This is a genomic window from Campylobacter felis (genome assembly GCF_030250085.1).
GTDB lineage: Bacteria > Campylobacterota > Campylobacteria > Campylobacterales > Campylobacteraceae > Campylobacter_D > Campylobacter_D upsaliensis.
In genome coordinates this window covers 16623-41912 of sequence record NZ_JANURX010000005.1, presented here as the reverse complement: position 1 = coordinate 41912, position 25290 = coordinate 16623, and the positions used below count along the sequence as shown (strand labels likewise).

The following is a 25290-nucleotide window of genomic DNA, read 5'->3' as shown; positions in this document are numbered from 1 at the left end:
GTTTGGTGGGAGTGGGGATCTTAAAAGTGGCTCCGGATGTAGGATTCGAACCTACGACCAATCGGTTAACAGCCGACTACTCTACCGCTGAGCTAATCCGGAACAAATCAAAAATGTGATTCTAGTGAAAAATACGAAAAAAGTCAAGAAAATTTTATAAAATATAAAAAATATCGCATTATATTTTATTTTAAATGGACTTTCTTGCTTAATTGGTTTAAAATTTGGAAATTTTACAGAGATTTTACGCGCTTCATATGTTTTACACACAAGAATAATTTATAATCCTCAAAAGCTGATTGCAAAATGTTGGAAAATTTTTAAATTTCAAGCATTTTGACAAAAAGTTAAATAAATAAAAAGGATAAAAATGAAAAAAATTGTAGGTTCTTTATGTTTATGTAGCGTTTTATTTGCTGCAAATGAGTATGAGGCAAATTTAGCAGGACACATCGTTATCCCAGCGGAAAATTTTATTGATGCACCTAAAGATGCACCAGAGTTTCTGCAAAGCACGGGGAAGTTTTTACGCACAACAAGAAATGAAAACTTGGGCACATTTAATGCAAATTACACAGAAGAAGAAATGCCTAATGCCTTTAAAATCCCCTTTAAAAAACAGGCTTTGCAAGGACATAGCGGGATTAAATTTATAAATGATAATAACTTTTGGCTTTTAAGCGATAATGGCTTAGGGACTAAGAAAAATTCACCAGATTCTATGACCTTTATTCACAATTATGAATTTGATTTCAAAAAAGGCTCTTATAAGCATCTTAAAACTATTTTCTTTAATGATAAAAATAAAAAATTTCCTTATCTTATAAATCTTGAAAGCACTAAAAGTAGGTATTTAACAGGAGCTGATATAGACCCTGAAAGTTTTCAAATTATAGATAAGAGTTTTTGGGTAGGTGATGAATTTGGTCCTTTTTTATTAGAATTTGATGAAAAAGGCACTTTAAAAGAAGTGTTTGATGTAAATCTCAATAAAGAATCGCTTTTATCACCCGATCATCCAAATTTACAACTTTCAAATCCAGATATCCAAGAAAACAAAGCTAACATCAAGCGTTCTAAAGGCTTTGAAGCTATGGCTAGCTCTAAGGATAAAACCAAGCTTTATCCTATGTTAGAATATGCGGTGTTTAAAAATGGCAAATATGAAAATAAGGGTGGTAAAAATTTCTTAAGAATTTTAGAATTTGACATTAAGGCTAGAAAATTTACGGATAAAAGCTACACATACACGCTAGAAAGTAATGCACACTCTATTGGTGATTTTAATATGATAGATGAAAAATATGGCTTAATCATAGAACGCGATGACACCGAAGGCACTATGGATAAGGCTTGTAAAAATCAAGAAACAAAATTTTGCTTTAAAAATCCTGCCAAATTTAAAAGGATTTACAAAATTAAGCTTGACGATGAAAAAGGCGTAGCGCAAAAAATTGCCTATATTGATCTTATGAATATTAATGATACAAATAAAATTGCCAAAAAGCCTTTAGTTAATAATAAATTTGTCTTTCCTTTCTTTACTATCGAAAATGTGGATATTGTAGATGAGAAACATATTGTTGTAGCAAATGATAATAATTTCCCTTTTTCAGCAAGTAGAGAGCCTTTTGTGCCTGATGATAATGAGGTAATTTTGCTAGAAGTTGAGGAATTTTTAAAGGCTAAATAATTGGATAATTTAACGATTTTTAGCGATTATTAAAGGAGAAAAAATGAAAAAATTTACTTTTGTCCTAATATTTTTAGGACTTAATCTATTCGCAAGCGATAAGCTTATCATCGCACACAGAGGTGCTAGCGCGTATCTACCAGAACATACACTTGAGAGTAAAGTTTTAGCCTTTGCACAAGGTGTGCCTTATATTGAGCAAGATGTGGTTTTAAGTAAAGATGATCGCCTAGTTGTGATTCACGATTTATATTTGGATAAAACAAGTGATGTGGCACAAAAATTCCCAGATAGAAAGCGTAAAGATGGACATTATTATGTGATTGACTTTACTTTAGATGAGCTTAAAAGCTTAAAAATGAGTGAGGGTTTTAAAGGGGAAAATGATAGTGTTAATGTTTATCCTAAACGCTTCCCAACTAAAAAGGCAGATTTTACAATTAACACTCTTGAGGAAGAAATAGAGCTTATTCAAGGACTTAACAAAACACTTAATAAAAATGTAGGTATTTATGTAGAAACAAAACGCCCTTGGTTTCACAAGCAAGAAGGTAAGGACATTTCAAAACTTACCTTAGAAGTGCTTAAAAAATATGGCTACACAGATAAAGATTCTAAAGTCTATTTTCAAAGCTTTGATTATCCGGATTTAGTGCGTGTGAAAAAGGAGTTATTACCACAAATGGGTATGGATATTAAACTTGTTGGGCTTATAGGCTTAAATGAGTGGGAGGAAACTTTTGAATTTAAAAATGGCAAATGGCAAAATTATGATTTTTCTTATCTTCTAAATATTAAAAATTATGCTGAAATTTCAAAAATTGTCGATGGCTTAGGACCAACCTATGTTTTACTCTTTGATGAAAGGGAGCTTAAAAATCATAAAATTGTGCCAAATGACTTTGTTAAAAACGCTCATAAGTATAATATAAAGGTGCATCCTTACACCGTTAGAGCGGACGCACTTCCAAGCTGGGCTAAGTCTGCTGATGAGCTTTTTGATGCTATTTTATTTAAGGCTGGGGCTGATGGAGTTTTTACGGATTTTCCTGATTTGGGCTTGGAATTTTTGAGGAAAGTAAGATGAAGTAAATTTATCTTCTTACTTTCTAGCAGGGACGATAAATTAACACAAAGCATTCTGAATATAGCTTGAAATTTTGCTTTGAAATGTTTCTTTTCGTTCTTTTGCGACATTTATTGTAAGTTCTATTCTTTCAATAGCACTTACGATTTTTTCCTGTGCTTCAAGGGGCGGGAGGGGGATTTTTACACTTTTGACTAAATCAATCTTTAGGTTTTCCACTACCATTCCACTAGCTTTTTCTTTAAATTGTTTTTGCGTGTCGCTTGAGATTAAAGCATAATATAAAAATTCCTTGCTAATTGTCCTATCTATATTTGATAAAAGCAACCAACCATCGTGTATGCAACCATCTATTTTTAAGATATAAGGTCTGCCTATACTCATTGAGTTTGACAAAATAAAATCCCCAACCTTAACAAATTTTGATTTTTCTGCTCCTTGTGGAGTAATTTTTTCTTTTGTTTGTGTGATATATTTTGCATTGTCTGCCACATCGCCGATTTTAATCCAATTAACCCCATTAGAATCTTGCGTTAAAAATTCATTGATAGGTCTAGGCGATGCTCCCCTTGAAATATTTGCGATTTCTTGTAATTTTTTTGTATCCCAGCCCTGTGCTGGTGGGGTGGGGAGTGAAGCTAAAAGGGTTTTAAAATCTAAGGTGTTATTGTTATCAAAATCTAGCTTAGATTCTAGCTCTTGGATAGAATCTAGCAAGGAAGCAATTAAGCGGCTAGTTGCCCCCCCGATAGATTCATCAGTATTTGCAATAATGCCGCATTTGACTAAAATCGCACGAATTAACTCTTGGTATTTTTCTATACTCATTCTTATGGTGTTATACTGCTCTTCTATTTTTTCACACTCTGCTACGATTTGCTTTTGAATCTCTAAAGGTGGCAAGGGGATTTTTAGATTTTTAAAATCTTGTTTTTGTAAATGCTTTAATCCTGTGCCTTTAAATAAAAATGTGTTAATGTAGTTTTGTTGCATTTGTAAAATGTAAAAAAGAAATTTGGTAAGCATTTTAGCATTTGCTTTTATTACATAAGTGTCGGTAGAATATGCACTTTCGCCATTATAAAATTGCACGATAGCATTGCCGCCTGTGGATAAATAAATATTTTCGCCACTTATTAAAGATTCATCATAGCGATAAATATTTGTCCCGCTTGTGTAAAATGGATAAATTCCTGTTGTATTCTCTTTTGCCTCTCTCACTTGGATTTTAGATTTTGGATTTTCTAAAATGATTTCGCCAATTTTCACCAACTCAAATTTAGAATTTTCAAAAGGATTTTGTGTTTTGCCCTCGCCTTGTGAATTTGTAGGATTTAGACTTATCGCCTTATTAAAATCCACTTTGCTAAAGTCTAGCATATCTATGAGTTTTGCTTTAAAAGCATAGGGGCTTAAGTCTTGCGGGATAGGATTAGATTCTATTTGAGATGCTTTTTCGCGCCCTAAACCCCGCACCTCACCCATATCGGTAGATACAAACGCTTGGCGGATAAGGTAGGCTAGTTTGTTTGGATTATGCGGATTATCCCTTTCAAAAAGGGGGCTAAGGTAGGGGCTATGTAGCTCTTTTAAGCCTTCATCGCCTTTGCGATTACTCCACTCATAGCCTAAGAATTTTTTCTGCTCTTTGTTATCACTTGGGGCTTTGATGATGATAGGGGCTTGATTGAGAGCTAGAGAGAAATAGAGTAATTTATCTTTTTCTATCGCTCTTGCGTAGGCTAAAAAGGCGTTGTATGCTAAGGTGTCTTTGTCTTTAGAATCTTTATAGGCTTTAGAATCTAGCAGCTTTTTATACTCGCTTGTTTCTTTAAAGGCGGCGTGGTATTCTTTAAAGGTATCTAGCTCTAAAAGCTGTGTTGTGCTTTTAGCGTTTTTACTATTTTGCACCCCTACGCCCTGCACCCACCCAAATGGATAAGATTCTAAACTTCCATTTAAAAAGCTCTCATACTCCCCTTTATCAAAGCCCCTAAAATCACAATACGCATTAAAGGCGTTTGTGTAGTCTTTATAAGGCTCATTTTGTGATAAATGTCCGCTTTCTATGTAGTTTTTGATATTGCTATAATCTTGCGAAATGGTTGCGTTTTCTGGTGTGAAATTTTCCTTTTTGCGTAAGAATAAAATAATGGTATTTGTGCCTGTCGCTCCAAAAGTCCCGCTGCCTAGCTCCACGATAGCGATGAAGTCAAAATTGATAAGCAATATCTCTCTTGTGCTTTTATAAATGCCATCTTTGTTTAAAATAGAGCTTGGTAGGATAATGGCGGCTTTGGCATTGTCTCTTAAAAGCTGATTTGCCCTCTCTATGAAAAAGCATTCAATAGCGTTGTTTGTCTCTATATTTATCTCATTAGTAAAAAGCGTGTAGGTTTTTTTGGATTTAGCACTTAAGGTCTCTAAAAAGCCCTTGACAGAATAAGGGGGATTAGCGATAAGTAAATCAAAGCTGTGGTTATTGATTTGGGGCTTTTGCTTATTTCCGCTGTCTGTTTTGGGATTTTCTAGCTCGTGTGTGGCAAGGGCGTCTGCGTAAAGGATATTGATTTCATTTTGTCCATACATTGCAGAAGAGACTTTTGCCACTTTACTTAAGCGGTATTCTTTCTCAATGCCATAAATTTGTTTGTAATGCTCTTGTAAATCCTGCGTGGCGTAGCGTTTAAGCTCATTTGCATAAGTGTTTAGAAAATGCCCAGCCCCACAAGCAAAGTCAAGCACTTTTAAAGGCTTAGAACTTAGCATAGAATCTAGCGGTAAGGCATACATAATAAACTCACAAATTTGAATCGGGGTGAAAAACTGCCCTTCATCTTGCTTCATACCCTTTTGTAAAAAAAGCTCAAAAAGATTGCCTAAGAATTGATTGGTGGAATTTTGCGTGAGTTTGTAGGGGGCAAAAAGCTCGATGATTTCTTTTAGCACTAGGGCGTTTTGTAAGAAAAGCTCTTTATTATGCACTTCTAAAAAGGCAAAGTCGTTGTTGGAGTAGAATTTAAGCTCTTTGATATGCTTTTGTATTTGTGCTTTTAAATCTGTTGCGTGGAGTTTTTTAAAGGCTTTTTCTATATCATCATTAGAGACAAAGGTAATTTCTTCGCCTAAAAACTCACTCATCGCTTCTTTGTAAAGGAGCATTAGCCTATCTTGCATACTCGCATAGCTATCTGCCATAACGCCAAAATAGCCAAATTTGAGATTGTTTTTATTAAAGCTTTCATCATAGATTTTACAAAGAAAGATATTTACAAGTTTATCAAAGGCATTTTCTTTGCCTGAAATATTATGTTTGCGTAAAATCTTAGCAAACTCGTGGTGTTTATCCTTTTCTTTTAGCTCTTGTAGATTAGAAAAAGTGGGGGTTAGCTCTAAAATTTTATAAGCATTCACATCATTTTCAAAAATGCCTTGCGTGAAAGATTGACGCTCATAGCTTTCTTTCCACACTGTAAAAAGCTCGGTGTTATTGCTTGCTTTTTTGTAGGATTTTTCTAGCCCGTTTTCTTGTAAGTATTCATCATTATCAAAGGCTTGGATAATGTAATTTTGATATTTTATGCTTTTAGATTCTGCTTCTAAATCGCTGGTGTAAAGGCATAGGAATTTTGTAGCTTTTTCTTGCTGAAAATAGCTAAAAAGCTGTCCGCCATTATTTTGCATTCTCTCCCATTCTTTGCTAAATTCGCTTTTGCTAGTTTCCCCTGCGGTTTTGCACTCTATGATGAGATAGGGGGCATTTTTATTATCACGCACTAAAATATCGGCTTTGCCACTTTTTGCTTCTCTGCCTAGCTGCCACTTTGGCTCTAGCTCTAAAGACTCTGCTTTATAGCCCTTTTCTAGCAGTCTATGCACGCATTCAAAGACGACAAAATTTTCAGGGTGAGAGAAGTTTGAAGTCGTGGTGTCATTGATTTTTATGCCTTGCGGGTAAATGAGCTTTTGCTTGGCAAAATCTACTTGCATTATGTAAGAGTTTATGGTCTTTGTGTAGATATTTGTGTGTTTAGAATTAAGCTTTTTAGATTCCCCCACCCCCGCAGAGAGAGCTTCAAATCCCAAAATCTCTAACACTTCTTTTAAATTTTGCTGTGTAATCATTTTTAGCCTTATGTTTATTAAATGAAGATGATGAAGCTACCTTCAGGTAGCTTATTTTGTATTTTTAAGGTTTTTGACGATTTTATCGATTTCTTTGCTTGCTTTTTTGTAATCTCCGTCCTTTAATTCCTCTAAGGCTTTTACAGCAAAGTCAAAATCGACCATTTCCTCTTCTTTTTCTGTTTCTTTGAGATTTTTTACTAGCTTATCGATTTTTTTGCTTGCTTTTTTGTAATCTCCGTCCTTTAATTCCTCCAAAGCATTGACGGCACTAGAAAAGTCTTCGATTTCATTTAAATAAGCCTCGATAGCCTCACGCACTATGGCTGACTTTGGTTTGGAGAGATTTTTACTTAAAGCGTCTAGCCTTTCTTTAAGTGTAGGAGAGAGTTTAAGAGAGTAATTTGTCATTTTAGTTTTCATTTTTATCCTTTCTTAAGATTGTATTTTATGGAAACGAATTGCTTGTTTGCAGTTTTTACAAATGAATTTTTTGCCTTGAAGTTCCATTTTTTGATGAATCGCATAAGGCACATCGTGAATTTTACCCTCGCAGTCGCAGATATAAAGATAAATTTGCTCCTTGTCCGCATCTTCATCTTCGCTTAACTCAAAGCTTACTTCACCGCCACCATCATCACTTATACCTGCACTTCGCCATTTTTGCACTTTCATATCTTCATACAAGATATGCTCCAAAAGCCATTTTTTAGCGACTATATAAAGCTTTTCTTTAAGATCGTTTGTGGATTTAATGTCCTTAATGAGATTAATCATTGTTTGGATAATTTCTTTATGAATTTTGCGATGTGCCTCAAGTTCTGGGTAGTTGATAAGTTGCATATATTTTTCCTCATCGTTAAAATGATCCTTCATATAATTGAAAAATTCCGCAAGTAAATCTTTGACATCGTTTTTACTTACGGCTTTATCCGATACCATTTCGACTTTAGCAGCTAATTCAAAAAGTTTTTTGTGCTGTTTGTCTATTTTGGCGTTATGAACGCTAAAGCTATCGTCCCATTTTGGAAGCATAACGACTCCTTTAAATAAATTTGTAAGATTATAAATTTATTTAAATAAAAATGAATTTAAAATGCTTTCTATTTTTTGCTAAAATAAGCTTTTTTGAAAGGAAAATTGTGGCGGCTAGGATTTTGATTTTAGAAGATGATTTGAGTTTGGGTGAGATTATAGAAGAGCATTTGAGTGATGAGGGTTATAAAATCACGCTTTGTGATAATGCTAAAGAGGCGCTTGATTTAGCTTATGAGAGAAATTATGATCTTTGGATTTTAGATGTCAAAGTGCCTTTGGGCGATGGCTTTTCTTTACTTAAAGAATTAAGAGGGGCAAATAAGCAAACTCCTTGCATTTTTATGACCTCTTTAAATACCACAGATGATTTAAAACAGGGCTTTAGCGTGGGTTGTGATGATTATATTAAAAAGCCTTTTGAGTTGGCTGAACTTTCTTTGCGCGTAGAAGCTTTACTTAAACGCTCCTTTTTTCATAAAAATGAAAATTACGAGGATTTAGGAGAGGGACTTAAATTTAGTCTTAAAAATCAAATTTTATATAAAGATGACAAAGTCTTAGCCCTGCCAAGTAAGGAAATTAAACTTTTGACCTTACTTTTGCAAAATAAAAATCATTTTTTAAGTGTGGAAGAAATTTTTGATAAACTTTGGGAATATGATGAAGAGCCTAGTGAGCTTAGTCTTAGAGCTTATGTGAAAAATTTGCGTAAAATTTTAGGTAAGGATAAAATTATTAATCAGCGAGGCAGAGGCTACCGCTATGGCTAAAAAAGTAATATGGCAAATTTTACTCATCTATCTTACAACCACTGGCGTTTTTTTAACCATTTTTTTTAGCATTTGGTATGAAAAACTTTATGAGGATTTAATCCTTATAAAAGGTGAGAATTTAAGAGAAATACGCCGCACCATAGTTGTTAATATCGCAAATAATCGCTTCGTTCCTTTAGAAGAAAATGCTGCAAATATCGCTAAAAGTGCGAGAGTTCAATTTGCCATTTTTGATAAAGAAAGGGCTTTTTTTAATAATTTAGACCTTAATTATACTCAAGCAAAGATTAGACTTAAGGGTAGGGGAGTGAGTGAGGGTAGGGTATTTTTTATGGCACCGATGAGCTTAAGTGAGTATTATTTAGGACAAACTAAGGGGCATGTGGAAAATGATGAGGGGCTTAAAATTCTTATACAAGGCGAAGATGTGAGTAGGGATTTGCTTTTGATTAAATTGAAAGTTTTGAGTTTTGCATTACTTGCTTTTGGAATTTTAGCTTTGATCGCTTATATTTTAGTTAAAATTTCTCTTAAGCCTATGGAGGAAAAAATAGAAACGCTTAATCGTTTCATTAAAGATTCTACGCACGAAATCAATACGCCTTTAAGTGTGATTTTAATGAGTATAGAGCAGCTTGAAAGACAGAATTTGGAACAAAGTGCCAAATTTTTACGCATTAAATTGGCGGCTAAAACCTTGCATCAAATTTATTCTGATTTGGTTTTTTATAATTTTTCCCATACGCTTTCAAATGAAAAAGAAAGCTTTGATTTGAGCGTTTTGATAAAGGAGAGAGTGGAGTATTTTAGATTATTTTTCGAGCAAAAAAAGCTTTGTTTGAAGCTTGATTTAAATACACACTCTCTTTTTTTTGCAAATAAAAATCAAATTTCTAAACTCATCGATAATCTTTTAAGCAATGCGATAAAATATAATAAAAAAGGCGGAGAAATCGCCATTATCCTTAAAGAAAATTCCCTTGTCATTAAAGATAGTGGCTGTGGAATTTCTAAAGAAAATTTGGCACATATTTTTGAGCGTTATGCGAGGTTTAATGAAGATCAAGGAGGTTTTGGTATAGGGCTTTCTTTGGTAAAGAAAATTTGTGAGGAAAATGACATTTTGATAAGTTGCGAGTCAAAAGAGGGTGAAGGAAGTGCTTTTAGGCTTGAGTGGGAGCTACTTGCTTAAAAGAGCAGCTTCCTTGCTTGAAATGAGGGCGTTTAAAATTTGCATTAAATCCTCTTTTTCTTTTAGGCTAAGTGAGGGAAGTGGAGTGTTTATAAGCTGCGAAACAAAGGCTTCGTTAAGTAACTCGCCATCATTAAATTCTCTCGCCTTTTGAGCGATTTTCAAGGCTTTTAAATCTTTTTTTTCATACATTTTTACCCCCTAAATTTGTCAAAATAAACTGCCTACTAGCACCAACTTTAGCATTTTTGAGAATTTTTGGTTTAAAAGTTGTGATTTTTAAATAAAAAATTTGAGGAAAAAGTTCTTTTAAATTAGCACCCATAAAATTTAAAGAATCTTCTATGGTTTGAAATTTTTGCTTTTTGTAGTTTGCTTTAACACATTTTGCGACTTTAGCATAGTCTAAAAAATCATCGCTTTTAGCCTTAATTTTAACGATGATTTTTTGTTTTTCGACACGCTCTTTGGGTAAAATTCCTATGATACACTTAAATTTAAGCTTGATTTTTATATGACTTTGCATTCTTCTTTAAAAAGCAATCTTTTGATATTAGGCAAGTGTTTGTAAAGTATGATAAAGGCGATGATAAACACAGGTGCGTGAGTATCGATAACGGGCATATTATAATTAAACACAAAAGAAGTGGTGATAAAGGCTAAAAGTCCCATAAGCGAGGCTAAAGAAGAGATTTTAAAAACTTTTCCTATGATGAACCACGCTATAAAAGCACTCAAAACTTCTAAGGGTAAAAGCACAGCCATAGCTCCAGCCCCAGTGGCTATACCCTTTCCGCCTTCAAAAAAAAGATAAGGTGAAAAGCAGTGCCCAAATATCGTCAAAACCGCTACACTCCAAAGCAAATTTAAATCATAATTTAAAAATTTCAGCACCATAAGAGGGATAAAAGCCTTAGCAAAATCGAGTATTATCGTTGCTATGGCGAGCTTTTTGGCTAAATTTGGATTTGCTTCTTTGACAACTCTTAAAACATTGGTTGCACCTATGCTTTTTGAGCCTTGATTTTTAATATCGACCTTAGCAAAAACCCTAGCTAAAATTAATCCAAAAGGCACAGAGCCCAAAAGATAAGCTAAGGCATAAATAGTTAAATTTTCCATTTTGTCCTTTATTTGCTTTCAAAATATTTGTAATTTTTACGAAATAAAATAAACAAAATTTAAATTTTTTGACCGAAAATTAAAAAATAAGCTTTTTTGTTAATTAAAAATTGAGATGAGAATGCCTGTATGTAAAACATAAGTGCGATATTCATTCTAAATTTTGGGAAGTTGCTAACAAATTGCTAGACAATAAAAAAGAAAAGGGCGAAATTTATCAGCCTTATTAGTGGCTTTGTAATGAAACTATTAAAAATATGTGAAGATAGCAAGAAAGATGAATGTGGAGAATTTATGGAAAGAATATAATCTTTAACATGTGGATTTAAAGGCTAAACTTAGGAGTAAAATCTAAAATATGAATGATTGAAGTTAATACGGACCCATTGAAGAAGAAATGTTTTTATATACAACAATTTAATGAAAACAAAGTCTTTAAATAATAAAAATTGATTTCTATTAATGAGAAATAATAATTTTATAGCCTAAGACATTGTTTATTTTAGTAAACTTACCATAATATAAATAAGCCTCTAAAGATTAGTTATTATAGGTTTTTTGCAGTTTTGAGTATCTAAGAAATGATATTTTGTGGATTAAAATTCCAGTTTGGAATAATTAAAAATCTTAGGTATAAATTGTATATTATTGTAACACATAAATAGTTTTGTGTATTATTGTAACATTTATTTTATTTATTGAAGATAAAATTAATAATTCATTTCAAAGATGTGTAATTTTTATGATACCTTTTAAAATAAAATTATTTTTAAGGCAAGTCAATGCATATTTATTTTACAAAACCTGCAAAAAATTTTAATGAGGCTTTGCCTTTAGGCAATGGACGCTTGGGCGTTATGGCTTATGGATTAGGAGTTTATGGGCTTAATGAATCTACGCTTTATTCTGGCAAGCCATTGATTTATGAAAATCCTAGCGATGAAATGTTAGCACCTATGGGGTTTATTAAAGATGGTCTTTATGCGTATAGGGGTAAGGAAAGTAGATATGGTAAGCTTTTTAAAGAAAAGCTTGCAGAGGTTAAAAAACTGATTTTACAAGAGAAATATTCCTTGGCAAACGCTTTTGCTGACGAGTGGTTGCAAGGGGGATTTTCTGGTAGTTTTATGCCTTTTGGCGTATTGCGTTTTGATTTTGTTGGGGATTTGGGAACTTATTATAGGGAGCTTGATTTGTTAAAATCTACCCATCAAGAACACTTTATGTTAGGTAAAAATGCAGTTTCTCTTGTAAGTATTATGAGGGAAAATGGCTTAGAGTTGGAGCTTAGTGCTTCAAAGGGTATAGATTTTAGCCTTTCTTTTGAAGGGGAGTTGCTTATGACGAGTTTTTATAAAGAAGGCTATTTTGTAGCTTATGGTAAATGTCCTTCCTATGCTTCTCCTTATAGAGAAGAGGAGGCAATTATTTTTGAAGAAGGGGAGGGGATAGGATTTTTAGGGGGAGTTAAAATTCAGCAAGTAGATGGGGAGCTTGAAGCTAAAAGTGTGGCTTTAAATTTTAAGAATACCACTATACTTAAGCTATCCTTAAATATTGTTTCAGGTTTTTTAGGCTTTGATTCTAAGCCAATTAGTGATGGACGAAGCTTATTTAGCCTTTTTAAAAAAAGTTTTAGCAAAGAGAGTGAAAGGGTAAAATCTCTTCCTCTTTTTTTGAAATTTAATCAAGGCAAAAATCGTTTCTCTTCACAAAAAGAATTGAATTTACAAGATAAAATTGCCTTATTATTCCACTATGGAATCTATTTACATTGTGCTAGTTCAAACAAATTCCAACCTTCAAATTTACAAGGAATTTGGTGCGATAGCATAATGAGTGCTTGGTCGAGTAATTACACGACAAATATTAACTTGCAAATGAATTATTGGATAGCCCCCTTTTTAGGGCGAGATGATAGCATAGAGCCTTTGCTATGTTTGTGTGAAGAACTTAGTGTTACAGGTGCTTTAGTTGCAAAAGAGCTTTATGGGGCTAGAGGTTGGTGCTTACATCACAACAGTGATTTATACCGCCACGCTTATCCTACGGGAAATGGGGCACAACATACACTTTGGTGCTTAGGTTCAGCTTGGTTGGTTTTAACGCTTCAGCATTATTTAGATTTTAATCCTCTTTCTAATCTTAAAGAAAGGATACAAGCTCTTTTGCTTCCTTGCTCTCTTTTTTATGTGGATATTGTAATGAAGATTGATGGCAAATACCATACTCTGCCTTCAAGCTCACCCGAAAACTCCTTTAAAGATTTAAAAACAGGGCAAAGAGCCGCTTTAAGCAAAAGTTCTGCTTTAGACATTTCTTTACTTAAAGAGCTTTTTAGTCGCACACTTAATGGATTGTCTAAACAGCATTCTAATTATAAAGAAATCCAAGAGATTTTTGAAAATTTAGCCTCCCATCAAATCAATAAAAAAGGTGAAATTGCAGAATGGTATGCAGCAGATTTGTTGGATTTTGAACCTAAGCATCGACATTTATCTCAGCTTTATGATTTGTATCCTGGAAATTTATTTTATAAAGATGAACGACTTTTAAGGGCTGCAATAAAAAGTTTGCAAAATAGAGGTATAGAAGGCACTGGTTGGTCTTTAGTTTGGAAAATCGCTATTTATGCAAGACTTAAAGATGTTAAAAAAGTTAAAATCTTGTTAAAAAAACTTTGTAAAAATGCTAAAAATACTCCAAGTCCCTTCCATCATCTTAAGCACAACAAAGAGATTGATTTTGTCAAAGGGGGTGGTTTATATAAGAATTTTCTTCTTGCACATCCTCCTTTTCAAATTGATGCTTCATTAGGGATTAGTGCTGCTTTAATGGAGCTTTTTATACAGAGCCACTTGGATTATATTGAAATTTTACCTTGCTATTTTGAAGAACTTGGTAGCGGAAAATTGGCACATTTGCGTTTAAGGGGAGGCATTAGCTTTGCCTTAAGCTTTGGGTTAAGAGGTTTTGAGTTAGAGCTTAAAGCGGATTTTACGCAGGAGAGGGTTTTTTGTTATCGTGGAATTTTTAAAGCTTTCACTCTCACTCCAAAAGTATTGAAACTTACACAAAAGGATTTTGATGAAAATTTTTGACACACTCAACACTTTTATGTTGGAAAAGGTTAAGCCTTTAGCATTTCGTTTTGAAAATCAACCGCATATTGTTGCCATTAAAAATGGTTTTATTGTGCTTTTACCTTTTTTGATTATAGGTTCTTTTATGATGATATTGTTGATTCCACCTTATCCTGAAGATACTACAAGTGGTTTTGGACAAGCTTGGTTGGCTTTAGCAAAAGAGTTGTCTGAGCCTTTATGGCGCGTTTTTCAAATGAGTTTTAATGCAATTTCTCTTTTTGCTTGTGCGAGTATTAGTTTTTATCTTGCTAAAGAATATAAAATAACGCCTTTACATACCGCAGTGCTTTCTATGATGGCTTTTCTGCTTCTTTGTATGCCTTATCAAAATTCAAGTGCTGATATCACTTATTTTGGGGGTAAGGGCTTGTTTGTCGCTATTTTCATTGCCTTTTATGTTACGGAGCTTAAGCGTTTTATTTTGAGGTGCAACTTAAGCATTAAAATGCCAAAAGAAATTCCAGTAGCAGTTGCCCAGAGTTTCAACACTCTTATTCCTATATTAGCCGTTTTGCTAACTATCTATCCTTTTGCGTTGCTGATAGAACATTATTTTCAAGCCTCTGTTCCAGTTGTTTTTGAACAATTTTTAGCCCCTGTGGTTCAAGCTAGTGATTCCTTATACACGCTTTTAATATTAACTGCTCTTATTCACCTTTTATGGTTTTTTGGAATCAATGGAGCGTTAATTTTTATACAGCTTTGGACACCCTTTTTGCTTGTCAATTTAGGAGAAAACTTAAAGGCATTTCAAGCAGGAGAGCCTTTACCTTTTGTAATTACCAATGGTTTTTGGGACTTTTATGTAACGCACGGAGGAAGTGGAGGGCTTATTTCCTTATGTATTTTACTTGTGTTGTTTTCAAAATCTAAACTTTGTAAGAATATCGGTAGAGTAGGCATTGTGCCAGTATGTTTTTCCATAGCAGAGCCTATTATCTATGGCTTGCCTATTTTACTCAATCCCATCTTTTTAGTTCCTTTGCTTTTAGCTCCCCTTGTCAATGGTGCCTTAGCTTATTTTGCACATTCTCTTGAGCTAGTTCCTGCGATGGTTATTTTAGTGCCTTGGACTACCCCCGCTCCCATAGGTGCTTACATAGCGTCAGGAGGGAGCGTTAGTGCAGCAGTGCTTTCTGTGCTATTGATTATTCTTGATGCCTTAATTTATTATCCTTTCTTTAGGCTTTATGATAAAATTTGTCAAGAAAAAGAGGCGAATGGAAAAGAAATTACGCAATGAAGAATATCATTTTGTAAAACTAAAAAAGAGGGCGTAAACAACATATTCTTAGTCTAATGAGAATATGTTGTTTAGGAGTTCAAGGATAAGGAATTGATGCGAAGGAGTTTATAGCGTTAAAGGGTGAGTATAGTAGAGATTTAAAGGAGGATGGAGTAATTTCTAAATTAGCGTTTTATAGAGTATTCTTATAAAATCGATTTGCTATCTTAGGCTACAATCCTTTTAAATTTTAACAAGGGCTAAAAATGAAACTTTTTGGAACAGACGGAGTTCGTGGTAAGGCGGGAGAATTTTTAGACAGCTTTTTAGCAATGCGTTTAGCTATGGCGGCTGGAATTTATTTTAAAGATAAGGCGATTACAAATAATATTTTAGTCGGTAAAGACACAAGAAAAAGTGGCTATATGATAGAAAATGCCATAGTTTCAGGGCTTACTTCCATAGGCTATAATGTCATACAAATAGGACCTATGCCAACCCCTGCTATTGCTTTTTTAACCGAAGATATGCGTTGTGATGCGGGGATTATGATTTCAGCTTCTCATAATCCTTATTTTGATAATGGTATTAAATTTTTTGACTCGCACGGCAATAAACTCAGCGAAGAGATAGAGGAAAAAATCGAGCAAATTTATTTTGACGATAAATTGCTTGAAAGCTCTAAGGTTACGATGGAGCAAATCGGCAGAGCAAAGAGAATTGATGATGTGATAGGGCGTTATATTGTGAGCATTAAAAATTCTTTTCCTAAAGATTTGACCTTAAAATCTTTAAGAGTCGTGCTTGATGTCGCACACGGAGCGGCTTATAAGGTTGCACCGACCATTTTTAAGGAGCTTGGTGCAGAAGTCATTGTGATGAGTGATAATCCTAATGGGCTTAATATTAATGATAATTGTGGCGCACTGCACCCTACGAATTTGGCAGAGGAGGTTAAAAAGCTTCGTGCTGATGTCGGCTTTGCGTTTGATGGCGATGCGGATAGGCTTGTCGTAGTCGATGAAAAGGGCGTTGTGGCAAATGGAGATAGTCTGTTAGGCGTTTTAGCCTTGCATCTTAAAGAGCAGGGTAAATTAAAATCTAAAGTTGTAGCGACCATTATGAGTAATGGGGCTTTGAGGGAATTTTTAAATAAAAATAAAATCGAGCTTGAAACCTGCAATGTTGGCGATAAATTTGTGCTTGAAAAGCTTAAGGCTTGTGGGGGGAATTTTGGTGGGGAACAAAGTGGGCATATTATCTTTAGTGATTATGCTAAGACAGGCGATGGGCTTATCGCCGCACTTCAGTTTTCTGCTCTAATGCTTTCAAAGAAAAAAAGCGCAAGTGCAGTTTTAGGACAAATCAAGCCTTATCCGCAACTTTTACACAATCTTAAAATTTCTCAAAAGAAAGATTTAGCTAAACTTAAGGGCTTAAAAGAGCTTAAAGCAGAGCTTGATAAAAAGGGCATTAATAGTCTTTTTCGCTATTCTGGCACGGAAAATTTAATTCGCTTACTTTTAGAGGCAAAGGATAGTAAGCTTTTGGAAAAAGAGATGAGAGGCGTGGAGGCTTTTTTTAGGAAAGCTTTAAATGATTAAAGATTATAAAATTTTTTGGAGCTTTTTTGCTTTAGTTTTTGTTCTTGACCAAATTGTAAAAATTTTAACCTTAAGAGGTATGCGCTATCAAAGTGAGTATTTAGACCTTACTTTTGCTTTAAATACAGGCGTTGCCTTTTCTATGCTAAGTTTTTTTGAGCATTATTTAAAATATTTACACTTGGCGATTTTGCTAATTCTTTTTGGCTATCTTTTTTGGCAAAAAGAATTTTTAAAAGAGCATATCATAGCTTTTGGCTTAATGCTTGGTGCGGGGTGTTCAAATTTACTTGATCGCTTTATACACGGCGGAGTTGTGGATATGTTTTTTTGGCATAAGGGCTTTGAATTTGCTATATTTAATGTAGCTGATGTAATGATAAATCTTAGCGTTGCTTTGATTTTAATTAAGGAAATTTTTTTAAAGAGAGGTAAAAATGACAGAGTGGATTAATGAATATTATGCGTGGATTAAATTTGTGCATTATTTAAGTTTTGTTTCGTGGATGGCGGGGCTTTTTTATTTGCCGCGACTTTTTGTGTATCACGCAGAAAATAGAAATAATGAAGGTTTTGTAAGTGTAGTGAAGGTGCAAGAAAGAAAGCTTTTTTGGACGATTAGCACTCCGGCTATGATTGTGGCTATTATTAGTGGAAGTTTAATGCTTCACGCACATAAGGAAGTTTTGATGATAGGCTCTGGTTTTATGCACGCGAAATTAACTTGTGCGACCTTGCTTATTTTTTACCATATTCATAATTTTTTCTGCCTTAAAGCCTTGACAAATGGCACTTCGACAAAGAGCGGAAGATATTTTAGAATTTATAATGAAATTCCAACACTTTTATTTATCATCATCGCTTTAATGATGGTCGTGCGTCCTTTTTAAAGCCTTTTAGGCTTTAAATTCCATATTTTGTGCGTTGAGAGGATCGACATTTTCACGCATAATATCAATGAAATTTTTATTTTTAAGCCTAGCATCATCTCTAAAGACAGCCCTAACTAAATCCATACCCGCGTAAAAATCTTTCATTAAAACCATAAAAAGATATTTTCCAAATTCACAAGATTTTAAAATATCGCCCTCTTTTTTAATTGCTCCACACATTTTAAGCGCCTTAAGCTCGATGAAAAGCTCTTTTTCTAAGTCGCATTTTAAGGTGCGATTAAAGTGAGTAAGTTCAAGACTGCCTGAAAAAATTTCGGTTAAAAAGACATATTTAAGTCTTTCTTTTGGGTTAAAATGTGCTTTGGCTATATTGGCATTTTGCTTTTCTTTGATGAGAGTGGTGTAGGTGTTAAGATTAAAAGCATTAATTAAAAGCTCACCATCTAAAAAGCTAAAAGCCCCACTGCCAACGCCTAAATACTCGTGATGTGAGCTAACATATTCATCATTGAGTTTATTTTTTTCTAAGGAGAAACTCCAAGCATTATTTTGCGTATAATCCTTAAAAAATTCGCAAATGATTTGATAAAATTCAAATTCATTATCTTTAAAACTCACGCCTAAGGATTTTGCTATATTATCTTTTGTCAAATTTGACTTCATTAAAGGATAGGTTGTGATTTGCTGAGGGGATAATTTTTTAGCGATATTAAGGTCATTTAAAAGTTGCTCTTTGCTTTGTGTGGGGAGATTGAAAATTAAATCTATGCTAAAAATAGGCAAGATCCCTAAAGCCTTTGCAATTTTTTCTTGTAAAACTTCGCTAGAGCCAAATTTATGATACCTCGCGACCTTTTTTAAGGTTTCATCATCAAAGCTTTGTATTCCACAGCTTAGCCTATCAATTAAGCCTTTAAACATTGTAAGCTTTTTGGGATCTATGTGATTTGGGTCGCTCTCACAAGAAATTTCTTTAATATCAAAAAGCTTTTTGCAAAGCTCTAGTGTCCTTAAAAGCTCCTCTTCGTTAATAAGCGTTGTGCCGCCTCCCACATACATAGCATTAAAATTAAAACCTTTATCTTTGATGATTTGAAGTTCTTCTCTTAAGCTTTGAAAATAATTTTTAGCTAAATTTTCATCATAATAATATTTATGAAAGCTACAATAGGGGCAAAAAGTATGGCAAAATGGTATGTGAGCGTAAAGCATATAGGATTTTTCTTTGGCGATTTTTGCTTGAGGTTCTTTTAAAAGTTCGACTTTAAGATTCTTTTTAAGAGCTTTTTGCATCATAATATGTGAGTATTTAAGTGCTAAATTTTGAAAGAAATTCATTATTTTACCTACATTTGGATATAAAAATCGTAACTTTAACAATTTTTTACTAAATAAAAGTTAAATTTTCTTGTTTTTTGAGTGTAAAAATGCTATAAATTTTTTCATCATTAAATACTAAGGAGACACAATGGAAAAAGAACAAATCGTTACAAATCTTAAGGATTTTTTCGCCAAAAGAGAGGAGTTTTTTCAATATTTTGACGCTAATCTTAGCAAAAAAGAAAATATAGACGCCTTTGATTTTTCTAAGAAAAATGAGTTAAATGCTGAGGAGATTTATAAGCGTTTTTATCATTTTGATTATGCGATGAGAAAGCTTTTGCCACCACTTTTTAAGGCTTATGAAATTCACCCTGCTAAGGATTTAAAGGATTGATTTTAGGGAGTTTTATTCCCTAAAAGACATATCAAGTTCCTTTGCGTTTTCTTCTATTTCTTGACTTAAATTTGCATTTGCTTCAAATCCACCGCCAAAAGCTTTAATCACATCAACTATGGAATTTGCCATAAGATAAGTTGCATTAGCGTAAGAAATTTTAGCACTTAGTAAATTTCTTCTAGCATCTAAATATTCTATTAATGGTATGCTTCCATTTTCATAGCGAATACTAGCGAGGGTGTAAATTTTTTCCTGTGCTTCAAGTAAGGCTTTATAATTTTCATAATTTTGCAGACTTGTTTTTCTTTGAGAAAGGGCATAACGCACTTCCGCAAAGGCTGTTTTAAGAGTATTTTCATAAGTTATAAAAGCTTTATCCTTGCTAAGTTTAGCTAAATTAACGCTTTGATAAATTTCGCCCCAGTGAAAAATAGGCATTAAAAATTTCCCACCCACACTCCAAGCCTTGCTGCCGTCCTTTACAAGAGTGTCTAAATCTCCACTCTCAAAGCCTAAAAGTCCCGTTAAAGAAAGACTTGGTAAAAAAGCACTTCTTGCTACACCGACTAGATAATTTTGCTGAGTAAGGCGACTTAAAGCAGCGTTAATATCTGGGCGTTGTAGTAAAATAGTGCTTGAAATTCCTTCAGGTAAAGATTTGGCAAAATGTGTAAATTTTTGGTAGTTTTCCTCCTTATAAAGCACATCGTCTAAATCACTTGCTGTTAAAATTTTTAAGGCTTTTAAATAATTTTCTTTAGTGTCAATGGCGTTAATGTATTGGGCTTTAACGCTTTCTAGCTCGGCTTTTGACTGGGCTAGTTCGTATTCTCCTATGGCACCTATTTCATATAAAGAACGCTTAAGTTCATAAGTTTGAGTGTAAGCCTCCATAGTTTCTTTGTAAATTTGCATAGCTTCATAAGCATTTGCACTATTAAAATACATCTGCACCACATTTGAGATAATGGAAAGTCTAGCCGCCACATAGTCAAATTCACTTGCCTTTAAATTCTCATAAGAAGCATTATAATTATCGCGGTATTTTCCCCATAAATCCACCTCATAGCTTAGATTAAGCCCCATATCAAAACTATTGTTATAGCTAAAAGCTCCTGTTTTATTGTTAGGTGCGTTAATGGAGCTTTTGGCTCTGTTTGCATTTGCACTAGCATCAAGTTTTGGAAGTAGGTCGCTTCTATCTATGCCAAGCTGAGCGGCGGCTTGTTCTAAATTGATATAGGCGATTTTCAAATCAGCATTATTTTTTAAGGCTTTTTCGACTAAAAGATTTAAATTGCTATCATTAAAATCTTTCCACCAGTTTTTTTCAATGCTTATATTATTATCCATACTTGTGAAATTTGCCTCGCCGACTTTAAGACTAGGCTTTAAAGAGCAAGCCCCTAGCAAAAATGCAGTTAAAATAAATATTAAACTACGCATTTACCTTCCTCCTTTTCTTATCAAGCCAAGCGTTAAAGCTTTCTAAAAGATAGAAAAACAAAGGCACAAAGAAAATCGCTAAGGTAGAAGCAGCTATCATACCACCGATAAGTCCGGTGCCAAGAGCGTGTCTTGCGGCACTTCCTGCACCACTTGAAATCACTAAAGGCAAAATTCCCAAAGTGAAAGCCAAAGAAGTCATCACAATAGGACGAAATCTTAATTTTGCTGCCTCCACAGAAGCGTCAAATATACTTTTTCCCTTTTTAAGATGCTCTTCCATAGCAAATTCTACGATTAAGATAGCATTTTTAGCAGAAAGTCCTATAAGTAGTAAAAGACCCGTTTGAAAATATACATCGTTATAAAAATCCCTTAACCATATAAAAAGCAAAGAGCCAAAAAGAGCAAAAGGCACAGCGGTGATAACCGCCAAAGGCATAAGCCATCTTTCATATTGTGCGGCTAGGATTAAAAAGACGAAAATCATACCCAAAACAAAGGCTATTGAGCCTGTGTTAGAATTTGTAGCTTCTTGGTAAGAAGTGCCCGACCAAGCGAGGGTATATTCCTCTCCTAAAAATTCTTTAGTAAGCTCCTCCATCACAGCCATAGCTTGTCCTGAGCTGTATCCTGGAGCTGGAGAGCCTTGAATTTGTGCGGCTGGGAAGAGATTAAAACGCTTAACATCATCAGGACCCGCACTACTTTTAAGCGTAAGTATAGAATCAAGAGCGACCATTTGCCCATCGCTTGATTTAACATAGATGTTTTTTAAAGCTTCCCCTGTGTTTCTAAAATCGCCCTTTGCACGGACATTAACTTGGAAATTTTTACCAAGCAAGGAAAAGTCATTAACATAATAAGTCCCTATGGTCGAACTAACCGTAGCAAAAACATCTTGCATATTAAGTTTGTAATATTTTAATTTATCTCTATCAATTTCAAGTTTAAATTGCGGATATCTTGTATCAAGTGTTGTTCTAACTCCTGTTAATTCTGCCCTTTGATTTGCTGCAGCGACTAATTTATCAACATCAGCTTGAATTTCATCATAGCTTTTACCGCTTCTATTTTGTGCATACATCTCAAAACCACCCGTAATACTAAGTCCCGGTATAGGCGGAGGGTCTAGGAAAAAGGTTTGTGCTTCTGGGTTAAAGGCGTGTTTGATATTAAGGTTTTGAACGATTTCAAAAGAGCTTACATTTCTATCCGCCCAATCATCAAGCTGGATAAACATAGCCCCAGCGTTTTCTTTAGGGGAATTTGTAAAAAGGTCAAAGCCGATTAGAGCCATACTTGAATTAATGCCGTTTTGTCCTAAAATATCATTTTTAGCAGTTTTATCTATAAAATCTATGGTTCTATGTAAAGATGAGGCGGCTGGAAGATTAATGATAGACATAATAACGCCTTGATCTTCTGTTGGCACAAGTGAGCTTGGCACACTTTGATAAAGATAATAAGTCCCCCCGAGCATAATGCCAAAAATCATCACAAAACGTATCACTCTTTTTAAGATATAAGCTACACCAGCACTGAAAATTTTAGTCGACCAGTCGAAAAAGTCGTTAAATTTTTTCACAAAGACGAAAGGCTCTCCATTATTTCTTTTCAAAAATAAAGCACATAAAGAGGGGGTTAGGGTAAGAGCAACAAAGCCTGAAATAGCCACAGAAATAGCTAGAGTAAGGGCAAATTGCTTTTGAATTTCTCCCACAAAGCCAGAGATGAAGGACACTGGGATAAAAACAGCACAAAGCACCAAAACAATAGAAACAACAGGTGAGGCTACTTCCTCCATAGCCTTAATGGCAGCGTCTTTTACTGAAATATTTGGATCTTCGTGTAAAATTCTATCGACATTTTCCACCACGATAATGGCATCATCAACGACTATCCCTATGGCTAAAACGAGAGCAAAAAGGGTGAGTAAATTGACACTAAAGCCTAGTAAATAAAGTCCCGCAAAGGTGCCTAAAAGTGAAACAGGCACTGCTATCATCGGTATAAGAGTGGAGCGGAAATTTTTTAAGAAAAGATACATTACGATAATAACCAAAATCAAAGCCTCAGCAAAGGTTTTTAAAACCTCATAAATAGAAGCTTTCACAAAGGTCGTTGTATCATAAGGGACATTGTAGGCTAAGCCTGCGGGGAAGTTTTTAGAAAGCTCCTCTAATTTTTCGCCGACTAATTTTGCGGTATTGACGCTATTAGCTCCTGATTGAAGATTGATGATGATAGGCACGGCGTCATTGCCATCATAACGCCCCTGCGCGACATATTGTTGAGAGCCTAGCTCTATGTCTGCGACTTCTTTAAGTCTTAAAAAAGAGCCGTCTTCATTAACTCTTAAAATCACTTCGCCAAATTCTTGTGAGCTTTTTAGTCTTCCTTGCATAGTGATAGAATAGACATAGGGCGATTTTTGCGTTACGGGTTCTTCGCCTATTTTACCTGTGGCATATTGCGCGTTTTGTTCCTCTATGGCGCTTAAAACTTCTTTCGCGGTGATTTGATATTTATTAAGCAAAGTTGGGTCAAGCCACACACGCATAGAATAGTTTCTATTTCCTATGGCAAAGGCATCACCTACGCCTGGAACTCTCTTAATGTCATCGATAATATTTAAGGTGATATAATTATAAATATCCACAGCATTCATAGAACCATCGGTAGAATATATAGCCACAGCTTCAAGTATGCTTGAATTTGATTTTCTTACCGTAACGCCTAGTTTTTTAACGGCTTCTGGTAATTTTGCGGTGGCGGAAGAAATTCTATTATTCACATCAACTGTGGCTTGATTAGGATCTGTGCCTATGTCAAAATAGGCGGTAAGTCTCATTTGTCCAGAAGCTGAAGAAGTGGATTCTAAATAAATCATATTTTCAACGCCATTAATGGCATCTTCTATGGGTATAGCCACACTTTCTGAGATGGTTTGTGCGTCTGCTCCTGTGTAAGTCGCACTAACGCTAACTGTCGGTGGTGTAAGGTTTGGATACTGCTCCACAGGTAAAGAATAAAGCGCTATCGTTCCTGCTAAGGAGATGATAATTGCCACAACAGAAGCAAAAACTGGTCTTTCTATAAAAAATTTAGAAAACATTATTTGCTCCCCATTTCGCTGACTTTAGAACCAGGTCTTATCTTCTTAAAATTATTCATAATAATCTTGTCGCCATTTTTTAAGCCACTGCTAACTACGGCGTAATCATTTGTTTGATAAATGACCTTAATGGGTGTTTTGACAACTTCGCCATTAACAAGCGTATAAACATAAACTTCTTCTTGATTCCTTAAAATGGCTATTTGAGGCACTTTAAAACCATCTTTTTGCATAAAACCTTCTGAAGTGATAGTTGTAAAAATTCCCGGAAGCAAAGTGCCATTTTGATTATCAAATACTGCTTTAGCCTTAACACTCCCGCTTTTTGCATCAATTACAGAATCTATAAAGGTTAAATTCCCCTCAACATCAATTTCATTAAGTTTGAAGCTAGCTTTTAGATTATCAAGTTCCCATTTACCGCTATCAACATTGCGTTTTAGTTTTAATTTGTCAGTATCCGAAATGTAAAAATCCGCATAGATAGGATTTAAATTTGTAATCCTTACAAGCTCTGTGGAGCTAGCATTTACATAAGTGCCTATATTAATTAAAGCATCGCCTACCATACCATCAAAAGGAGCTTTAACTTCGGTATGGGCTAAATCTATCCTTGCGTTTTGAAGCTCGGCTCTTGCACTTGTAAGATTTGCTTTAGAGCTATTATAATTTGCAAGACTTGTATCATACTCTTTTTGTGAAATGGCTTTTTTTTCGATTAAGATTTTATTTCTTTTAAATTCCTTGCTCGCATTTTCATAATTAGCTCTTGCATTTAAGGCTTTACCATAAGCCATATTTACATTTGCCTCAAATTTATCAGGCTCGATTAAAAAAAGCTTATCGCCCTTTTTTACTTTTTGACCAGCTTCGAAAAATTTTTCTATTATCACCCCACTAACTTGTGGTTTGATAAAGGCATCATAATCGCTTACAAGTTGTGCTGGGTAACTAAAATGTAAAGGGATATTTTCACTTTGTGCTATTATGGTGCTAACGGGTTGAGGGGGCATTTGTCTTTTTTGCTCCTCCTCTTTAGAGCAAGCATTAAAAAGCACAGCAACGCTTAAAAATATGAGAGTTTTTTTGCCAAATTGATTCATTTTAT

Annotated in this window: 19 protein-coding genes, 1 tRNA gene and 1 pseudogene; 10 read left to right on the top strand and 11 right to left on the bottom strand. The window is 34.4% G+C overall.

The window, feature by feature from the left end:
• Positions 1-27: 27 nt before the first annotated feature.
• Positions 28-102 (bottom strand) — tRNA-Asn (locus tag NYG92_RS04035).
• Positions 103-370: 268 nt separating this feature from the next.
• On the opposite strand from NYG92_RS04035, the gene NYG92_RS04030 reads away from it, so the two are divergent.
• Positions 371-1693, top strand: a complete 1323-nt coding sequence (locus NYG92_RS04030; RefSeq protein WP_289233602.1) for an esterase-like activity of phytase family protein — start codon at positions 371-373, stop codon at positions 1691-1693.
• A gap of 43 nt (positions 1694-1736) precedes the next feature.
• Positions 1737-2780, top strand: a complete 1044-nt coding sequence (gene glpQ, locus NYG92_RS04025) for a glycerophosphodiester phosphodiesterase (protein ID WP_289233601.1) — start codon at positions 1737-1739, stop codon at positions 2778-2780.
• 39 nt (positions 2781-2819) lie between these two features.
• On the opposite strand, the gene NYG92_RS04020 is transcribed toward glpQ, so the two are convergent.
• From NYG92_RS04020 to NYG92_RS04010, 3 genes and pseudogenes are all read right to left on the bottom strand, one after another.
• Positions 2820-6905, bottom strand: coding sequence for a restriction endonuclease subunit S (locus NYG92_RS04020; protein ID WP_289233600.1), 4086 nt, complete (start codon positions 6903-6905; stop codon positions 2820-2822).
• A gap of 177 nt (positions 6906-7082) precedes the next feature.
• Positions 7083-7328: pseudogene (locus tag NYG92_RS04015) on the bottom strand (ribbon-helix-helix protein, CopG family); the annotation flags it as partial.
• Positions 7329-7340: 12 nt separating this feature from the next.
• Positions 7341-7940, bottom strand: coding sequence for a bacteriohemerythrin (locus NYG92_RS04010; RefSeq protein ID WP_270976701.1), 600 nt, complete (start codon positions 7938-7940; stop codon positions 7341-7343).
• A 107-nt stretch (positions 7941-8047) separates the two neighbouring features.
• Between NYG92_RS04010 and dccR the strand changes: the two genes are divergently transcribed.
• The gene (gene dccR / locus NYG92_RS04005) at positions 8048-8713 is read left to right on the top strand and encodes a two-component system response regulator DccR (RefSeq protein WP_027303741.1); all 666 of its coding nucleotides are present in this window, start codon (positions 8048-8050) and stop codon (positions 8711-8713) included.
• Complete coding sequence (locus NYG92_RS04000) at positions 8706-9908, top strand: sensor histidine kinase (RefSeq protein ID WP_270971757.1); 1203 nt, start codon at positions 8706-8708, stop codon at positions 9906-9908. Before dccR ends, NYG92_RS04000 begins: the two co-directional genes overlap by 8 nt.
• Here the strand turns inward: NYG92_RS04000 and NYG92_RS03995 are convergent.
• The 3 genes from NYG92_RS03995 to plsY are packed head-to-tail and all read right to left on the bottom strand — an operon-like array spanning position 9897 to position 11030.
• Complete coding sequence (locus NYG92_RS03995; RefSeq protein WP_004277402.1) at positions 9897-10100, bottom strand: hypothetical protein; 204 nt, start codon at positions 10098-10100, stop codon at positions 9897-9899. The two genes, NYG92_RS04000 and NYG92_RS03995, sit on opposite strands and share 12 nt — an antisense overlap.
• Positions 10093-10434 carry a dihydroneopterin aldolase gene (locus tag NYG92_RS03990; RefSeq protein ID WP_027303738.1) on the bottom strand — a complete coding sequence of 114 codons (342 nt, stop codon included), beginning with the start codon at positions 10432-10434 and terminating at the stop codon, positions 10093-10095. The genes NYG92_RS03995 and NYG92_RS03990 overlap by 8 nt, the downstream gene beginning before the upstream one ends.
• A complete protein-coding gene (gene plsY / locus NYG92_RS03985) occupies positions 10419-11030 on the bottom strand; it encodes a glycerol-3-phosphate 1-O-acyltransferase PlsY (RefSeq protein ID WP_270976700.1) in 612 nt (203 codons plus the stop codon). The genes NYG92_RS03990 and plsY overlap by 16 nt, the downstream gene beginning before the upstream one ends.
• 782 nt (positions 11031-11812) lie before the next feature.
• Between plsY and NYG92_RS03980 the strand changes: the two genes are divergently transcribed.
• From NYG92_RS03980 to hemJ, 5 genes are all read left to right on the top strand, one after another.
• The gene (locus NYG92_RS03980; protein ID WP_289233599.1) at positions 11813-14131 is read left to right on the top strand and encodes a glycosyl hydrolase family 95 catalytic domain-containing protein; all 2319 of its coding nucleotides are present in this window, start codon (positions 11813-11815) and stop codon (positions 14129-14131) included.
• Positions 14118-15419 carry a PTS sugar transporter subunit IIC gene (locus NYG92_RS03975; protein WP_027303735.1) on the top strand — a complete coding sequence of 434 codons (1302 nt, stop codon included), beginning with the start codon at positions 14118-14120 and terminating at the stop codon, positions 15417-15419. Before NYG92_RS03980 ends, NYG92_RS03975 begins: the two co-directional genes overlap by 14 nt.
• Before the next feature lie 248 nt (positions 15420-15667).
• On the top strand, positions 15668-17005 hold the full coding sequence (gene glmM, locus NYG92_RS03970; protein WP_289233598.1) for a phosphoglucosamine mutase: 1338 nt from the start codon (positions 15668-15670) through the stop codon (positions 17003-17005).
• Positions 16998-17459, top strand: a complete 462-nt coding sequence (gene lspA / locus NYG92_RS03965) for a signal peptidase II (RefSeq protein ID WP_257405577.1) — start codon at positions 16998-17000, stop codon at positions 17457-17459. Before glmM ends, lspA begins: the two co-directional genes overlap by 8 nt.
• Complete coding sequence (hemJ, locus tag NYG92_RS03960) at positions 17443-17895, top strand: protoporphyrinogen oxidase HemJ (RefSeq protein ID WP_289233597.1); 453 nt, start codon at positions 17443-17445, stop codon at positions 17893-17895. Before lspA ends, hemJ begins: the two co-directional genes overlap by 17 nt.
• Positions 17896-17901: 6 nt before the next feature.
• On the opposite strand, the gene NYG92_RS03955 is transcribed toward hemJ, so the two are convergent.
• On the bottom strand, positions 17902-19236 hold the full coding sequence (locus NYG92_RS03955; RefSeq protein ID WP_270966148.1) for a coproporphyrinogen III oxidase family protein: 1335 nt from the start codon (positions 19234-19236) through the stop codon (positions 17902-17904).
• A gap of 130 nt (positions 19237-19366) precedes the next feature.
• Between NYG92_RS03955 and cmeU the strand changes: the two genes are divergently transcribed.
• The gene (gene cmeU / locus NYG92_RS03950) at positions 19367-19615 is read left to right on the top strand and encodes a CmeU family protein (RefSeq protein ID WP_270971754.1); all 249 of its coding nucleotides are present in this window, start codon (positions 19367-19369) and stop codon (positions 19613-19615) included.
• Between the two features lie 12 nt (positions 19616-19627).
• Here cmeU and NYG92_RS03945 read toward each other — a convergent pair whose 3' ends face one another.
• Genes NYG92_RS03945 through NYG92_RS03935 form a run of 3 tightly spaced genes read right to left on the bottom strand, consistent with a single transcriptional unit; the run spans position 19628 to position 25285 of the window.
• Positions 19628-21064, bottom strand: coding sequence for an efflux transporter outer membrane subunit (locus NYG92_RS03945; protein WP_289233596.1), 1437 nt, complete (start codon positions 21062-21064; stop codon positions 19628-19630).
• Positions 21057-24182, bottom strand: a complete 3126-nt coding sequence (locus NYG92_RS03940) for an efflux RND transporter permease subunit (protein WP_289233595.1) — start codon at positions 24180-24182, stop codon at positions 21057-21059. The genes NYG92_RS03945 and NYG92_RS03940 overlap by 8 nt, the downstream gene beginning before the upstream one ends.
• Positions 24182-25285 carry an efflux RND transporter periplasmic adaptor subunit gene (locus NYG92_RS03935; RefSeq protein ID WP_027303728.1) on the bottom strand — a complete coding sequence of 368 codons (1104 nt, stop codon included), beginning with the start codon at positions 25283-25285 and terminating at the stop codon, positions 24182-24184. Before NYG92_RS03935 ends, NYG92_RS03940 begins: the two co-directional genes overlap by 1 nt.
• Between the last annotated feature and the right edge of the window lie 5 nt (positions 25286-25290).

Bases quoted from the DNA above. Each gene is read 5' to 3' on its own strand.
- NYG92_RS03940 (WP_289233595.1), bottom strand. From the start codon at position 24,182: ATGTTTTCTAAATTTTTTATAGAAAGACCAGTTTTTGCTTCTGTTGTG.
- NYG92_RS03975 (WP_027303735.1), top strand. From the start codon at position 14,118: ATGAAAATTTTTGACACACTCAACACTTTTATGTTGGAAAAGGTTAAG.
- NYG92_RS03995 (WP_004277402.1), bottom strand. From the start codon at position 10,100: ATGTATGAAAAAAAAGATTTAAAAGCCTTGAAAATCGCTCAAAAGGCG.
- cmeU (WP_270971754.1), top strand. From the start codon at position 19,367: ATGGAAAAAGAACAAATCGTTACAAATCTTAAGGATTTTTTCGCCAAA.
- lspA (WP_257405577.1), top strand. From the start codon at position 16,998: ATGATTAAAGATTATAAAATTTTTTGGAGCTTTTTTGCTTTAGTTTTT.
- hemJ (WP_289233597.1), top strand. From the start codon at position 17,443: ATGACAGAGTGGATTAATGAATATTATGCGTGGATTAAATTTGTGCAT.
- NYG92_RS03935 (WP_027303728.1), bottom strand. From the start codon at position 25,285: ATGAATCAATTTGGCAAAAAAACTCTCATATTTTTAAGCGTTGCTGTG.
- glpQ (WP_289233601.1), top strand. From the start codon at position 1,737: ATGAAAAAATTTACTTTTGTCCTAATATTTTTAGGACTTAATCTATTC.
- NYG92_RS03955 (WP_270966148.1), bottom strand. From the start codon at position 19,236: ATGAATTTCTTTCAAAATTTAGCACTTAAATACTCACATATTATGATG.
- NYG92_RS04010 (WP_270976701.1), bottom strand. From the start codon at position 7,940: ATGCTTCCAAAATGGGACGATAGCTTTAGCGTTCATAACGCCAAAATA.
- NYG92_RS03945 (WP_289233596.1), bottom strand. From the start codon at position 21,064: ATGCGTAGTTTAATATTTATTTTAACTGCATTTTTGCTAGGGGCTTGC.
- NYG92_RS04000 (WP_270971757.1), top strand. From the start codon at position 8,706: ATGGCTAAAAAAGTAATATGGCAAATTTTACTCATCTATCTTACAACC.
- NYG92_RS04020 (WP_289233600.1), bottom strand. From the start codon at position 6,905: ATGATTACACAGCAAAATTTAAAAGAAGTGTTAGAGATTTTGGGATTT.
- NYG92_RS03990 (WP_027303738.1), bottom strand. From the start codon at position 10,434: ATGCAAAGTCATATAAAAATCAAGCTTAAATTTAAGTGTATCATAGGA.
- glmM (WP_289233598.1), top strand. From the start codon at position 15,668: ATGAAACTTTTTGGAACAGACGGAGTTCGTGGTAAGGCGGGAGAATTT.
- plsY (WP_270976700.1), bottom strand. From the start codon at position 11,030: ATGGAAAATTTAACTATTTATGCCTTAGCTTATCTTTTGGGCTCTGTG.
- NYG92_RS04030 (WP_289233602.1), top strand. From the start codon at position 371: ATGAAAAAAATTGTAGGTTCTTTATGTTTATGTAGCGTTTTATTTGCT.
- NYG92_RS03980 (WP_289233599.1), top strand. From the start codon at position 11,813: ATGCATATTTATTTTACAAAACCTGCAAAAAATTTTAATGAGGCTTTG.